Below are 14,010 nucleotides of genomic sequence, written 5' to 3'. Positions count from 1 at the left end.
ATGCGAATCCGCAGAACCCTGACCACGGTCACCGCGCTCACCAGTGCCTTCGTCCTGGGATCGGGCTTGCTCACCGCGGGCGTCGCCGGTGCGCACGGGTCGATGAGCAACCCGGTCAGCCGGGTCTACAACTGTTACCTGGAGGGCCCGGAGTCCCCGGACTCCGCGGCTTGCAAGGCCGCCGTGGCCGCGAGCGGGTCCTGGGTGTTCTACGACTGGAACGAGGTGAACCAGCCCAACGCCGACGGCAGGCACCGGGAGATCATCCCGGACGGCCAGCTGTGCAGCGCGGGACGCTCGAAGTACCGTGGCCTCGACCTGCCGAGGGCCGACTGGAAGGCCACCCCGTTGCCTTCCAGCGGCGAGTACACCTTCCAGTACCTGGCTGCGGTACCGCATCCCGGGTACTTCGAGCTCTACGTCACCCGCGACGGCTACGACCCCACCCAGCCGTTGCGGTGGTCCGACCTGGAACGGTTCCACCGGGTGGACAACCCGCCGCTGGTGAACCGCAGGTACCAGATCCGGGCGACGCTGCCGGAGGGCAGGACCGGACGGCACCTGATCTACTCCATCTGGCAGCGGGTGCGGCCGGACAGCGGCGAGGCCTTCTACACCTGCTCGGACGTGGTGTTCGGCGGCCGCTGACCGGATACCGCGCCGTCCGCGAGGTCAAGGCACGCACCGGACCAGCCGCGCCGCAGCCAGCGATCGTGCGAGGCGACCACCACGGCGCCGGGCGCGGTGTCCAGCGCCGCGGTGAGTTCCTCGGCGAGGCCGAGCGAGATGTGGTTGGTCGGTTCGTCCAGCAGCAGTACCTCGGGCGGGTCGGCCAGCAGCAGCGCGAGGCCGAGCCTGCGACGTTGGCCGGTGGACAGCACACCCACCGGGCGTTCCAGGTCTCGTGGCGCGAGCAGGCCGAGGTCGGTCAGCACACCGGCGCCCGTTCCGGCCGCGGCGGCGAGCTCCCGAGGGGTGCGGCCGGAATCGGTGAACGTCACGTCCTGCTCGAGCAGCCCGACCCGGGTCCCGCGGCGCCGGTGCACGGTTCCCGCGGTGGGTTCCAGCCTGCCGGCCAGCACGGCCAGCAGGCTGGACTTCCCCGCGCCGTTGCCGCCCGTCACCAGTAGCCGGGTCGATGACCCGATGTCCAACCGTCCGATCCGGATTCGCCCTGGCACGTGCAGCTCCCGCACGGACAGCGCGGGCCCTTCGCCCGCGGGTGGCGCGGTGAGCCTGCCCGTGAACCGCAACGGCTCGGGCGGTTTACGGACCTGGTCGCGTTCCAGCTCGGCCAGCCGTTGCCGGGCGTTGCGCACCCGGCGGGAGATCTGCCGTTGCACCCGCCCGCCCTTGAAGTCGTAGGCCATCTTCGCGTTGTCCCGCGGCCCGCGGTGGTGGTTGATCTCCCGCGCGGTGACCGCGACCGCCTGCCGCAGCTCACGCAGCTCCGCCTGCTCCTCGGTGAACCGTTGCGCCCAGCGGGCCCGCTCGGCGCGTTTGTGGCCGAGGTAGTCGGAGTAGCTGCCGCCGTAGCGTGCCGGGCCGCCCAGCGCGGGGTCCAGGTCGAGGATGTCGGTGCAGACCGCGTCCAGGAACATGCGGTCGTGCGAGGCGAGCACGACCGTGCCCGGCAGGGCCGCGAGGTGCCGCTCGAGGAACGCGGCGGCCTCGTCGTCAAGGTGGTTGGTCGGCTCGTCCAGCAGCAAGGTCTCCGGCTGCCGGATCAGCAATGCGGCGAGACCGAGCCGGGAACGCTGGCCACCGGAGAGCGTGCCCAGCCTGCGCTCGGGGTCGATATCGCCGAGGCCGAGCCCGATCCGCACCAGCTTGGCCCGCCGGTCGGCGTCCCACAGCTCGTGTGCCTGCGCCCATTCCAGCACGCGGCCATACTCCTCGAGCGTGCCGCCGTCCTCGGGATGCCGGGCCAGCCGCTCGACGAGCCGGTCCAGCCGCAGGGCCGCGGTCCGGATCTCGGACAGCGCGTCGTCCAGCACCTCGGCGACCGTTGCGGTGCCGGGGAACGGCAGTTCCTGTGCCAGGAACCCGAGGTCGGTGCCCCGCCGGACCTGACCGGCCTGCGGGAGCTCCGTCCCGGCCAGCAGGCGCAGCAGCGTGGACTTCCCGGTGCCGTTCTCGCCGACCAGGCCCAGCCGGGTACCCGCACCGGCCACGAGCGAGAGCCCGTCGAACACCACCCGGTCGCCATAGGCGAAGGCCAGATCGTCGGCGCGCAGGAAAGCGGAAGAAGACATGAAGCATCACCGGTCCCGGTGTCAGCTGGGATCCCCGCCGGGCGGTGGCCTCGGGCGCGGGGCGGACGCGGCGTCAGCTCTTCATGATGAGCCGATATTAACGCGACCCGAATCGGGTTGGTCAACTCGTTTCGCCGTCGGGGTGTGCTGTGGTTGCCGGTCTGGCGGAATGGGGGGCGAGATCGGCCGGAGGACAGCTACGGTGGTCGGCGTGCCACACCTGTTCGCCACCAGTGACCTGCACGTCACCCACGACGGAAACGCGCCCGTCGTGGACACGATCCGACCCGACGCACCCGAGGACTGGCTGATCGTTGCCGGGGACGTCGCCGAGCGGGTGCCCGCGATCATCGACACGCTCGCGATGCTGCGCGAGCGTTTCGCGAAGGTCGTCTGGGTTCCCGGCAACCACGAGCTGTGGACGACCAAGGACGATCCGGTGCAGGCGCGCGGGCGGGCCCGGTACGAGGAGATCGTCCGCCGCTGCCGCGCCATCGACGTGCTCACCCCGGAGGACGAGTACCCGGTGTGGGAGCACGCCGAGTATCCGGTGACCATCGCGCCGCTGTTCCTGCTCTACGACTACACCTGGCGCACGCCCCAGGCCGAGGGCCTGCCGCTGACCGAGGCGTTGGAGCAGGCCAGGGACGCCGGGGTGGTCTGCACCGACGAGTTCTTCCTGCACCCCGATCCCCATCCCAGCCGGTCGGACTGGTGTGCCAGCAGGTTGAAGATCAGCGACGAGCGCCTTTCCGCGATCCCGGCCGACCACCGCACGGTCCTGGTGTCGCACTGGCCGCTGCACCGGCACCCGACAGCGCCGCTGTACTGGCCGGAGTTCGCCATGTGGTGTGGCACCGAGGAGACCGCCGACTGGCACCTGCGCTACCGCGCCGAGGTCGCCGTCTACGGCCACCTGCACATCCCGCGCACCACGCACCAGGACGGGGTGCGGTTCGAGGAGGTCTCCCTCGGTTATCCCCGGGAGTGGCGCCGGCGTAGCCGTGGCGCGGTCCCGCTCCGCCGCATCCTGTAGCCGCGGGCGGTGGCCGCGCGCCCCGAGCGGCGCCGCCAGGGGTTCCAGCGTGCTCAGCGGCCGGACGGCCCTGGTCCGTCCGGCCTACGTCGGCGTAGGTAACGCTCGAACTCGGCGGCGATCTTGTCCCCGCTGGTCTCGTCGAGGGTGATCGCCGCATCCCCTCGTTCCTCGAGGGTGCGCACGTACTCGCTGATCTCCTCGTCCTCCTCGGCCATCTCGCTGACCGTGCGCTGCCACTCCTCGGCCTGCTCGGGCAGCGCGCCGAGTGGGATCTCCACGTCGAGCACGTCCTCCAGCTTGTGCAGCAGGGCGAGCGTGGCCTTCGGTGACGGCGGGTGCGAGACGTAGTGCGGAACGGCGGCCCAAACCGAGACGGCCGGGATCCCGGCGCGCACGCAGACGTCCTGCAGCACGCCGACGATGCCGGTTGGCCCCTGGTAGCGGCTGCGTTCCAGGCCGAACCGGCTCGCCGCCTCGGCGTCGTAGGCCGTTCCGGTCACCGGCACCGGGCGGGTGTGCGCGGTGTCGGCCAGCAGTGCACCCAGGGTGACGACGGTGGACACCTCGAGCTGCTCGATGTGCTCCACCAGCTCGGCACAGAAGGCGCGCCAGCGCATGTTCGGCTCGGGTCCCTGCACCAGCACGATGTCCCGGTCTACGCCCTCCGGCCGGCATACCGCCAACCGGGTGGTCGGCCACTCCACTCGGCGGGTGACCCCGTCCACCATCCGCACGGTGGGCCTGCTCACCTGAAAGTCGTAGTACTCGTCGGGATCGAGCTCGGCCAGCGGATCGGCGTCCCAGTTCAACTGGAGATGCTCCAGTGCCGTGCTGGCGGCGTCGCCCGCGTCGTTCCACCCCTCGAAGGCCACCACCATCACGGGTTTGGACCCGGCGGTGCCTCTCCCTCGGGCCGGTTGCCCGGCGGTGTCCTGGGCTTGGTCGTCTGCTGATTCGTCGGGGGACTTGCTCACAACGTCAGCCTACGACCTCGGTGAACCTGCCGGAGACCGTAGGCTGGTAGTCCCGCCGGGATGGCGAGCCCGGACACGTTCGGTATACGGCCGTGTACGTACTGAACCGACGACCTTGGGAGAGCAACGTGACCGAACCGTCCGCTGTGGACGGCGAAGCCATTCTGCCCGCCGCCGTGCTGTGGGATATGGACGGCACGCTGGTGGACTCGGAGAAGCTGTGGGACGTGGCGCTGTACGAGACCGTGGAGCGGCTCGGCGGTACCCTCACCGACGAGCAGCGGGCGAGCCTTGTCGGATCCAATATGGACAGTACGGCGCGGTACCTGCTCGAGCTGGCGGGGCGGGAGCGGACCGCGGGCGCCATCGCCGAGCTGGGGGAATGGATCCGGCAGCGCACGGCGACCCTGTTCGCCGACGAGCTGCCATGGCGCCCCGGCGCCAGGGACGCGCTGGTCGCGGTGCGCGCGGCCGGGATCCCGGCCGCGCTGGTCACTTCCACCGAGCGAGCCCTGACCGAACTGGCGTTGCACACGATCGGGCGCGAGTTCTTCGACACCATCGTCTGCGGTGACGAGGTGGGCGGGCGGAACAAGCCGCATCCGGCGCCGTACCTGCTGGCGGCCGAGCGCCTGGGAGTGGACCCGGCTCGCTGCGTCGCGGTCGAGGACTCACCGCCCGGTGCCGAGTCGGCGGTGGCCGCCGGGTGTGCCGTACTGGTCGTGCCGAACGACGTGCCGGTGGAGCCAGGCGAGCGCAGGGTGTTCCGCGGTTCGCTGGTGGGCGTGGACGCGGGCACGCTGGGTGCCTGTCTGACCGGTCCGGCCTGAACGCGCGGCGCGGTACCGGGGCGTCAGGGCAGCAGGTCGGGCGGGATGTCGGCCTGTTTGGTGCCCACGATGGCCACGTAGTGCAGCGGTTCGCCGCGCACGTCGAGCCGGTGCCGGTAGCGCTCGGTGGACCGCGGCCGCAGGATGCCGTGCTCCTCGCAGGCCTGGACCAGGCGGGCGAACCCGGAGGTGTCCTCCGTGGAGAGGAAACGGTCCTTGATGGTGAACGCGATCCAGCCGCCGTCACTGATCCGGTTGAACGCGGCGCGGAAGGCGGCCGGCGGGATGTCGCCGTACCCGAGCGCGGCCACGCAGGAGAGGGTGTTCAGCCCGGCCGAGCCCAGCGCGTCATCCACCTCGGCAGGCGGGTGCACCACATCGGCGACGTGGTAGGCGTCGTACACCCGCGGGCGGTCGCGCCATGCGGCCTCGGCCGCCTCGGGGATGATGTCCACGCCGACCAGGTGACCAGCGCCGATATTGCGTAGTTGCTCCCCGATCAGGCCGTTGCCCGCACCGAGATCGAGCACGCGCAAGGAGGCCGCGTCGACGTTGTCCCGCTGCAGTTCTTCCTTGAGGAGCTTGCCCACGACGTCGGGCGACCGGCAATCCAGAATGTCGTGGAACAGCTGCTCGTAGAGTCCCGGAATGCGGTAGATCTCGGCGTAGTCGTGAAAGCGGATCTTGCGCCAGTTCCCGTCGAGGAAAACCGAGCAGTACTCGGCGTCCTGGTCGATGTGCTCGGACCGCCGGGGTAGCTCGATCTCCAGCTCGCGTCGGCGGGACACGGTCACGTCGTCGTTTCCGGTAGGTAACTGGTCGCTGTGCATATCACTTCTTTCCGTTCTGGCGAGGTGGTTCGGGAAAGAAGTCAAGTGCACCACGAACGAGAGGTCAACTGCTCGGGCTGGAAGTGGGCCAGTTCACCTGGTGCGGGTGAACTGGCCGTGGAAGCCGAACGGAATCGGGTGCGGCACCTCCGCTCTGGCCAGTTCGGTGAACGAGTGGGCGTCCAGTACCACCAGCAACGACCGGTCCGCGGCCGGGTCGAGGACCACCGACAGCGCCACGCCCTCGTCCTCGGTGCCTGCCTGTGGCGTCGGCACGAACACCGGCTCTCCCGGGTAGGTGCCCGGCTCCTGCCACACGATCGTGCGACCCGTGTGCGTGTCGAGCTTGACCAGCTGGTCGAAGAAGTCCGCCCCGGTACGGTCGGCGGCGCCGACCCCGTAGGCGTAGCGGTAGGGGCGGCCGTTGCGCTGCCGGTAGTCGATGGTGGGCAGCTCCAGCGGCTCCTCGGACAGCACGGTGGACCGCACCCGGCCCGAGCCGAGCTCGACCCGGTGCCGGACCGGCCGGGGGAGCGGAATGGGTTCGCCCGCGCGCAGCCGGTCCAGGTACAGCGCGTCCACGACGGCGGAGTCCTCGTACTGGCTGAGGTCGATGACCAGCGAGTCGTCCTCCTCGAAGGCGTTGATGTGGTGGAAGGAGAACAGCGGAGCGGTGCGGGTGTCGGTGCGGATCTCGCCGGTGCGCGAGTCGAGTACGACGATCCTGGTGCCCAGTTCCGGGCGCCACCGGTAGTTGGCGATGAACGGCTTGCCGCGCAGCAGGAAGGACAGCGGGTTGACCACCAGCGGGAAGATCATCAACACCACGTGGCGTTCGGTGATGGCGAAGCTGTGCAGGTAGCCGGGCCTGTCCGCGGGCACCGTGCCGATCAGCTCGCGACGATTTCCGCGTGCCTGCCGATACACCTGGTAGGCGCTGGTGCGGCCGAACCGCAGCAGGTAGTTCACGAGGTCACCGGTGGCGGGGTCGGCATGCGGATGCGCCGTGGTCAGGTTGCCCCGCAGTGAGTCCTCGTACTCGGACACGCGCAGGGTGTCCAGCGTTCGCGGGTCGAACTCGACGGCGAGTGGCAGTTCGGTGAGTGCCACCGCATGCTCCCCACCGAACTGCACGTTGACGTTCGGGTTCGGCACGGTGACCCGGCGGAACTGCGTGAAGAAGCGGCTGAACAGCGACTGGCACGGGTCGGTGGCGAACTCGCTGTAGGCGATCCGGCCCTCCGACCGGACCGACCTGCTGCTCGGGGTGTCCACGTAGCGGTTGCGGTAGCCGACCCTGCCTTCGGCGATCTCGAACCGGTGCAGCATGGCCTGGCCGTCGAACCAGTGCCGGAACGAGCCACCGCGGCAGTCGAAGGCGGCGGGGCCGTTGCGGATGAGGGAGCCGTTCAGCCAGTCCGGCAGTTCGCCGGAGACGGGCAGCGCGTCGATGACCCGTTCGTGGTCGAGATTGCGCAGGCCGGTGGCGAAGGAGGTGTTCGTGCTGATGGTCATGGCGCCCCTCCGGACGATCAATGATAACACTGTTACGATATTAGTAACAGTGTTATGTAAGGGTGTCAAGGAGGTGCCGGACGTGACCGGCGGCTCAGCGGCCCGGGCCAGTCGGCGAGCTGACCGGGGGAGATGAAAGGATCAGCGCTCGTGAAAACCTTCGACGAGCTGTACGCGGAGCTTGCCGAGCGCGCCAGGAGCCGTCCCGATGGCTCGGGCACGGTCGCCGCACTGGACGCGGGCGTGCATGCCCAGGGCAAGAAGGTGCTCGAAGAGGCGGGTGAGGTGTGGATCGCCGCCGAGCACGAGTCCGACGAACGGCTGGCCGAGGAGATCTCCCAGCTGCTGTATCGAGTTCAGGTGCTCATGCTCGGCCGTGGCATCTCGGCCGAGGACGTCTACCGTTATCTGTGAGGTAGGAATGCTGCGTGTCGCGGTACCGAACAAGGGGGCGCTCGCCGCGTCCGCCTCGGCGATGTTGGCCGAAGCCGGGTACCGGCAGCGGCATGAGCAGCGCGACCTCACGGTGCTCGACCCGGTGCACGAGGTCGAGTTCTTCTTCCTGCGCCCCAAGGACATCCCCCTCTATGTGGGTTCGGGTGAGCTGGACCTCGGGATCACCGGCAGGGACCTCGCGCTGGACTCCGGCGCACCGGTGACCGAGCTGCTGGAGCTGGGATTCGGCGGCTCCACGTTCCGCTATGCCGCTCCTATCGGTCGGGACTGGACCATCCCGGATCTGGCCGGTAAGCGGCTGGCCACCTCCTATCCTCGGTTGGTGCGTGACGACCTGGCCCGGCGTGGGGTGGAGGCCGAGGTAATCCGGCTGGACGGTGCCGTGGAGATCTCCGTGCAACTCGGCGTGGCGGACGCGATCGCCGATGTCGTCGGCTCGGGCCGCACCCTGCGCCAACACGATCTGATGGCCTTCGGGATCCGATCTGTGTGTCCGAGGCGGTGTTGATCCGGCAGACCGACGGGGAGCAGACCAAGGCGAAGGCGCAGCTGACCGCACGGCTGCAGGGCGTGGTGTTCGCCCAGCAGTACCTGATGCTGGACTACGACTGCCCTCGCGAACTGCTGGACAAGGCCATCGCCGTTACCCCCGGCCTGGAGTCGCCCACGGTCGCCCCGCTTGCCGACTCGGACTGGGTGGCCGTGCGCGCCATGGTGTCCAGGAAGAAGGCCAACCAGATCATGGACGAACTGGCCGAACTCGGCGCGAAGGCGGTGCTGGCCTCGGACATCCGGTCCTGCCGCCTGTGATCGGTGCTGGTTCATCCCGCAACCCCCTGTCGATGGAGGAGGTTGCGTCTGGGTCTTCGCTCCGGGTCCACAAAGGCCGGTGGGATGAACTCTGGCAACCCGTTGCGTATGCGCATCGACCAGTCGGTGTGGTGGATGAGGTTGTGGTGGTACCAGCACAGCAGGGTCAGGTTGTATAGCGCTGTGGCCCCTCCGAGGGCCCATGGGATGACGTGGTGGGCCTGGCATTGCTTGGGTTTCCTGCGGCATCCCGGGAAGGCGCAGCCGCGGTCCCGCAAAATCAAAGCCCTGCGGATGGCCAGGGTACGGTGCGGGTGCGTTGTCCGATGTCGAGGATCTCGCCCTTGCTGCCCAGGACGGCGGGCACGACGTAGGAGTCGCAGGCCATGCGCCGGATTTGGGCGGCGGAGTAGGACTCCTGCCCGTGCAGGAGCCCGTATCCGGTGCCGTGCTTCAAATCCTCCAGGGTGATGGACACCATGACGGTGAAGGGTTCCCCCGCCTCGGTCGGCCCCTCCTCCGGACACCCCGCCGCCACCCGCAGCACGTCGGCGAACGCGTCCCCCTGGCGCTGGAACTTGCTCCGCCGATCCGGCTCCTCTTTCGTGCCGGAGGGTTTCGCCCTCGGTTCGATCAGCCCGGTCAACAAGGCGGCGGTTTCGGCGTCGAGGTCGAAGGTGCCGCGGAGTCGTCCGCCGCGGGTTTCGCGCCAGTCCAGGGAGCGTTCCGGCCGGGCGAGTTCGTCTTCGGTGGGTGGGGTGCCGTCCTGGTCCAGCCGGGCCAGGATCTCCCGGCCCAGGGTGGTGATGGTGTGGGGTTCGTACTCCCGCGCGGCCTTGGTCAGCAGCGCCTCGGCGTGTTCCCGGTCGGGCAGGCTGACCGGCTGCGGGAACCGGGCCACGGTGGCGCGGATGGTCTCGATGTGTTCCGGCCCGATCACGCCCTCGGCCGCGGCGGCACCGACCTCGGGCAGGTCCGGCTCCAGCGGCATCCCACCCGGGCCGTAGCGCCGCACCACCGCCCGCGCATGGGCCACCCGCTGGCGGGCGTCATACGGGTTGACCCGCAGGATCTCCCGCGTCAACACCGGCAGGTCGCGATACCCCTTCTGGCTGGCGGTGTCGCGGCCGTCCAACTCGGCCACGACCGCCAGCTCCCGGGCATACAGAACTCGCCGCTGCTGTTCGAGGTCGCCCAGCGCGGTCAGGAGTTCCTCCTCGCTCATGCGGGAGGTGTCGATGCCGAAGGTCCTGGTCACAACCCCAGACTACCGCGGTATCGACCACATGTTCGATACACGATCGAGTGAACCATGGCGGGTGGTGTGCGAATTGCCGCCCCGGCTGCGGTCGTCAGCGGGACGGGCGGGGACGTTTCGGCAGCAGGTCGTAGAGTTTGCGGCGCGAGCCGTTGTCGTTGACGTCGCGGGCATGTGACACCGAGGCGATGAAGTCCTCGAACACGAAATCGTCCTCGTGCTCGGCCGGAATGGGCGGGGGCGCGGGCTGCTGCGCCGTGGCCAGCTCGACGGCATGGGCGATGTGCCGGAAAGCCACCGCCTGGACGGTCTCCGGGGCGAAGGTGGTGACCGGCATGCCCCGCGCGGCCGCCTCGTTCATCACCACGCCGAGCGGCACATGTGCCAGCATCGGGATCCCGAACCCCTGCAGCTCGTTCAGCGCGGCCAGCGCGTAGGAGGAGATCGGCCTGCGGTAAAGACCGGGAACCAGCCCGTGGTAGGCGACCGGTGGCCGGTTCACCATCGTTTCCACGTAGCTGATCTGCTCGCGCATCAGCCGCAGTGCCCTGATGCTCGTCCGGTCCGGCTGCACCGGCACCAGAATCCCGTGTGTGGCCACGATCGCGTTGTTGGTGAGCACGTCCAGCGCCGGCGGGCAGTCGATGATCACGTGGTCGTAGTTGGCGAACTGGAGGACCCTGGCCAGTTGCCAGCCAGGAACCCGGAACTGGTCCAGCCGCCGGATCAGGTCGAACATGCCCGGCGAGGTGGGAATCACGTCGAACGCGCCGCCCCGGCCGATGTTCGACCGCGGATGGGACACCACCAGCTCCTCGACCGGGCCCCGCCACATCTTGGTGAGCGCCTTGGCCAAGGTCGGTGCCTGCGGGGGTGGCTCGGGCAGCCCGAGTAACTCGGTGGTGGCGTGGCCCTGTGGATCGAGGTCGACGAGCAAGGCTCGACGGCCGCGTTCCGCCAGTGCGGCCGCTAAGCCGACGCTGAGCGAGGTCTTGCCGACCCCGCCTTTCTGGTTGACCACCGAGGTGATCTGCATGCCACGGAACTCCACGCTGTCGGTTGTGCTCCGCAGGCTAGTAGATCGCGCCGCACTCCGCCGGGAGGCGCTCAGCGTGTCCGCACGAGCAACGCCTGCGCACCGGTCCCGACCTGGCCGGCAGCGTCATACAACCGGGTGGTCGCGGTCCCGAGGCCGGAGGGCCCGATGATCGTGTCGGCCGCCATCCCGGTCCACGAACCTGAAGGCCTGCGATGCAGGTGCACGGTCAGTTCGGAGTTGATGAACAGCCACTGCCGCGGGTCCAGCCGGTTGGACACCCCGCTGCCCGAGTCGGCCACCGCGAACAGCCGTTGTAGTGGGGTGGGTTGCTCGCCATCGACCAGGGCCACCCGCTGCCGCACCCACACCGTCGCGGGGCCAGGCCGATCCAGCCCGCCTGCCACCACCCGCCACTCCATCGCGTCGACGTAGCCGCGCTCGAATCCGGGCGGCCAGGCCCCGGTGGCCTCGGCCGGAAACGGGACCGAGTCGGCCGCGCCCGCGGCCACGACGGTGGTGTCCGAGGCGGCGATGCGCCATGCGGTGGCGCGGGCCACCGCGCGCCCGTCCGCGGCCAGTTCGGCGGCCAGCAGCTCCACCGAGCGGCCGGGACGCTCTACCCAGGCTCGCACGGTGAGCTCGGTCAGCGGCGCAGGCCCGAGGATCTCCACCGTCACCCTGGCCAGCTGCGGTTCCCTGTCGGCGGGGAGATCCTCCAACGCGCGTACCAGCAGCGCCGAGGGTGGTCCGAAATGCTGCGCGTTCGGGTCCCACGGCCCGGCCGTATGCCCCGTGGGCCGGAACCTGCCCTGGCCGAGTGCCAGGTAGAACGCATCGGGTTCGCGGTCAGTCGGCACGGTCGAGCGGACTTTCCTCGCCGGGGTCCGGTTCCGGCCAGCCCGGGTACTCCGGCGGGGTGCCGCCGAAGGAGGGGCACCGGGACTGATGGTCGCACCAGCCGCACAGCTTGCTCGGGTTCGGCCGGAAGTCGCCGGTCTTGCCCGCGCGGAGGATGGCTTGCCAGATCGCTTCGAGGGTGCGTTCGAACCGGCGCAGCTCGGGCTCGTCCGGGGTGTAGGCCAGCGACTGCCCGTCGGTGAGGTACATCAGCTTGAGCTGGCGGGGCACGATGCCGCGCAGCCGCCACAGCACCACCGCGTAGAACTTCATCTGGAACATCGCCTTGGCCTCGCCGATCTCCCTCGGCGCCGCCCCTGTCTTGTAGTCAACCACCCGGATCTCACCCGTCGGTGCGACGTCCAGCCGGTCGATGTAGCCGCGCAGCAGCACGCCCGATCCCAGCTCGGTCTCCACATGCAGCTCGCAGGCCTCCGGATCGAGCCGTCGCGGGTCCTCGAGGCCGAAGTAGGAGTCCACCAGCTTTGCCGCCGAGTCCAGCCAGCCTGCGATCTCCTGCTGATCCCCCTCCGGGAACAGCTCGGTCCATTCCGGACGTTCCTCGGTCAGCTCACTCCACGCGGGCCCCAGCAGCTCCTTGGCCTTCTCCGGTACCCGCTCGGCCTGGGGCAGGGCGAACAGCTTCTCCAGCACGGAGTGCACCAGCGTGCCGCGCAGCTGCGCCTTGCTCGGCGCCTCGGGGATCCGGTCGACCGCGCGGAAGCGGTACAGCAGCGGGCACTGCTTGAAGTCGGCCGCCCGGGATGGCGAAAGCGCGGGCCTGCGCCCTCCTGGCGGTCCGTCCGTCGGCGATGGCTCGATCGCTGTCTGTGTACCTGCCATGCCGTGCACCCTAAGCCAGACCACCGACACCACACGCGTCCGGCGCGCATCACCCGATTCGCACACCGGACCTCTTACCCTGGATGAATGGCCGCGACCAGCGAACACAGGCCAGGGGGCTCCGGGCGGCGGGCCGTCGTGGACGGCGGGTTACTGCTGTTCCGGATCGACGGCGTCCCGGTGCTGCTCGCCCCGTCCTGGTGGATCGGCTCGCTGCTGATCGTGGTGCTCTACGCCCCGCTGGTGGACGAGTTGCTGCCGGGCGCGGGCGTCGGGACCTCCTGGGCGCTCGCGGCCGCCTTCGCGATACTGCTCGGGCTGTCGGTACTCGCGCACGAGCTCGGTCACTGCGTGGTGGCCCTGCGCCTCGGCATCCCCGTCCGCAGGCTGCGGCTGTTCCTGCTCGGCGGGTTGTCCGAGGTGTCCCGTACCCCACGGCAGCCGCGCCACGAGGGCCTGGTCGCCGGGGCGGGACCGGTGGTGTCCCTGCTGCTGGCCGCGCTGTGCGCCCTGTTGCTGCTGGCGGTGCCCGCTGAGGGCCCGGTGTGGCTGCTGGTCGCGCAGTGCGCGGTGGCGAACCTGGCGGTCGGCGTGTTCAACCTGCTGCCGGGCCTTCCGCTGGACGGCGGCAGACTGCTGCGGGCCGGGGTGTGGTCGCTCACCGGCACCAGGGAGCGCGGCACCAGGGCCGCGGTGATCGGCGGCGGGGTGGTCGCGGCGGCGTTGCTGGTGTGGGCGCTGTGGGGGCTGGCGACCGGCAGCCCGGACCGCTGGCTGCGACTGGGGGTCTGCGTGGTGACCGCCTGGTTCGTGGCGATCGGCGCGAGCAGGGAGCTGGCCAACGAGGGCCGCCGCAGCTGGCCGGACGGCCTGGAGCTGGCCGACCTGGTCCGGCCGGTGCTGCAACTGCCTGCGGAGAGCCCGGTCGCCGACGCGCTGGCGGCCGCCGCGGGCAGGGGAGTGGTGCTGGTCCGCGCCGACGGCGTTGCGGCCGGCCTGCTGGACGAGCAGGCCGCGGGGAAACTGGCGGCGGGCGCCCCGCAGGCGCCCGCCGAGCTGGCCGCCGAGCCGATCAGCGCGGAGACCGTGCTGCTGTCCTCGGAGCCGGGGGAAGAGGTGGCCGAGCGGGTCCGGGACACCCCGGCATGGCAGTTCCTTGTGGTGGACGAGGAGGGGCGGCCCTCCGGGGTGCTGCACCGGGACGACCTGCGGGCCGCGCTGGCCGCCGGCCGCCGTCCCGGCTGAGGGCACGGCGGTGCGATCT

The 14,010-nt window shown here is 70.2% G+C and carries 14 protein-coding genes and 1 pseudogene; 6 read left to right on the top strand and 9 right to left on the bottom strand.

From position 1 onward, the window contains the following. Entirely contained in the window at positions 1-648 is a 648-nt protein-coding gene (locus tag KOI47_RS18300) for a lytic polysaccharide monooxygenase auxiliary activity family 9 protein (protein WP_216204830.1), read from the top strand. Here KOI47_RS18300 and KOI47_RS18295 read toward each other — a convergent pair. Beyond that, the gene (locus tag KOI47_RS18295; RefSeq protein ID WP_216204826.1) at positions 612-2,255 is read right to left on the bottom strand and encodes an ABC-F family ATP-binding cassette domain-containing protein; all 1,644 of its coding nucleotides are present in this window, start codon (positions 2,253-2,255) and stop codon (positions 612-614) included. The genes KOI47_RS18300 and KOI47_RS18295 overlap by 37 nt on opposite strands. A gap of 211 nt (positions 2,256-2,466) precedes the next feature. Between KOI47_RS18295 and KOI47_RS18290 the strand changes: the two genes are divergently transcribed. After that, positions 2,467-3,291, top strand: a complete 825-nt coding sequence (locus KOI47_RS18290; RefSeq protein WP_216204823.1) for a metallophosphoesterase family protein — start codon at positions 2,467-2,469, stop codon at positions 3,289-3,291. Between the two features lie 53 nt (positions 3,292-3,344). Here the strand turns inward: KOI47_RS18290 and KOI47_RS18285 are convergent, their stop codons facing one another. Next, positions 3,345-4,172, bottom strand: coding sequence for a PAC2 family protein (locus tag KOI47_RS18285; RefSeq protein WP_216217380.1), 828 nt, complete (start codon positions 4,170-4,172; stop codon positions 3,345-3,347). A 224-nt stretch (positions 4,173-4,396) separates the two neighbouring features. On the opposite strand from KOI47_RS18285, the gene KOI47_RS18280 reads away from it, so the two are divergent. Then, on the top strand, positions 4,397-5,098 hold the full coding sequence (locus tag KOI47_RS18280) for an HAD family hydrolase (RefSeq protein ID WP_269756641.1): 702 nt from the start codon (positions 4,397-4,399) through the stop codon (positions 5,096-5,098). A gap of 23 nt (positions 5,099-5,121) precedes the next feature. On the opposite strand, the gene KOI47_RS18275 is transcribed toward KOI47_RS18280, so the two are convergent. Both KOI47_RS18275 and KOI47_RS18270 read right to left on the bottom strand, forming a co-directional pair. After that, the gene (locus KOI47_RS18275) at positions 5,122-5,928 is read right to left on the bottom strand and encodes a class I SAM-dependent DNA methyltransferase (RefSeq protein WP_216204820.1); all 807 of its coding nucleotides are present in this window, start codon (positions 5,926-5,928) and stop codon (positions 5,122-5,124) included. A 93-nt stretch (positions 5,929-6,021) separates the two neighbouring features. Next, positions 6,022-7,443, bottom strand: a complete 1,422-nt coding sequence (locus tag KOI47_RS18270; protein ID WP_216204817.1) for a carotenoid oxygenase family protein — start codon at positions 7,441-7,443, stop codon at positions 6,022-6,024. A gap of 150 nt (positions 7,444-7,593) precedes the next feature. Here KOI47_RS18270 and KOI47_RS18265 point away from each other — a divergent pair, with 150 nt between their 5' ends. Both KOI47_RS18265 and hisG read left to right on the top strand, forming a co-directional pair. Further along, positions 7,594-7,857: a phosphoribosyl-ATP diphosphatase gene (locus tag KOI47_RS18265; protein WP_216204815.1), complete on the top strand. Its 264-nt coding sequence runs from the start codon at positions 7,594-7,596 to the stop codon at positions 7,855-7,857. 7 nt (positions 7,858-7,864) lie between these two features. Then, positions 7,865-8,709, top strand: a pseudogene (hisG, locus tag KOI47_RS18260) (ATP phosphoribosyltransferase). A gap of 11 nt (positions 8,710-8,720) precedes the next feature. Here hisG and KOI47_RS36470 read toward each other — a convergent pair. From KOI47_RS36470 to KOI47_RS18235, 5 genes are all read right to left on the bottom strand, one after another. Next, on the bottom strand, positions 8,721-8,987 hold the full coding sequence (locus KOI47_RS36470; RefSeq protein WP_408629943.1) for an HNH endonuclease signature motif containing protein: 267 nt from the start codon (positions 8,985-8,987) through the stop codon (positions 8,721-8,723). Between the two features lie 2 nt (positions 8,988-8,989). Next, the gene (locus KOI47_RS18250) at positions 8,990-9,967 is read right to left on the bottom strand and encodes a DUF222 domain-containing protein (protein ID WP_216204809.1); all 978 of its coding nucleotides are present in this window, start codon (positions 9,965-9,967) and stop codon (positions 8,990-8,992) included. A gap of 94 nt (positions 9,968-10,061) precedes the next feature. Continuing rightward, the gene (locus KOI47_RS18245; protein WP_216204806.1) at positions 10,062-11,003 is read right to left on the bottom strand and encodes a ParA family protein; all 942 of its coding nucleotides are present in this window, start codon (positions 11,001-11,003) and stop codon (positions 10,062-10,064) included. A gap of 71 nt (positions 11,004-11,074) precedes the next feature. Then, entirely contained in the window at positions 11,075-11,863 is a 789-nt protein-coding gene (locus KOI47_RS18240) for a thioesterase family protein (protein ID WP_216204803.1), read from the bottom strand. Then, positions 11,853-12,746 (bottom strand): RecB family exonuclease, encoded by an 894-nt coding sequence (locus KOI47_RS18235; protein WP_216204800.1) that lies wholly within the window; start codon positions 12,744-12,746, stop codon positions 11,853-11,855. The genes KOI47_RS18240 and KOI47_RS18235 overlap by 11 nt, the downstream gene beginning before the upstream one ends. Before the next feature lie 87 nt (positions 12,747-12,833). On the opposite strand from KOI47_RS18235, the gene KOI47_RS18230 reads away from it, so the two are divergent. Next, positions 12,834-13,991 carry a site-2 protease family protein gene (locus KOI47_RS18230; RefSeq protein ID WP_216204797.1) on the top strand — a complete coding sequence of 386 codons (1,158 nt, stop codon included), beginning with the start codon at positions 12,834-12,836 and terminating at the stop codon, positions 13,989-13,991. Positions 13,992-14,010: the final 19 nt, after the last annotated feature.

This window comes from Amycolatopsis aidingensis, from assembly GCF_018885265.1.
GTDB lineage: Bacteria > Actinomycetota > Actinomycetes > Mycobacteriales > Pseudonocardiaceae > Amycolatopsis > Amycolatopsis aidingensis.
This window is presented reverse-complemented; position numbering and strand designations above follow the sequence as displayed.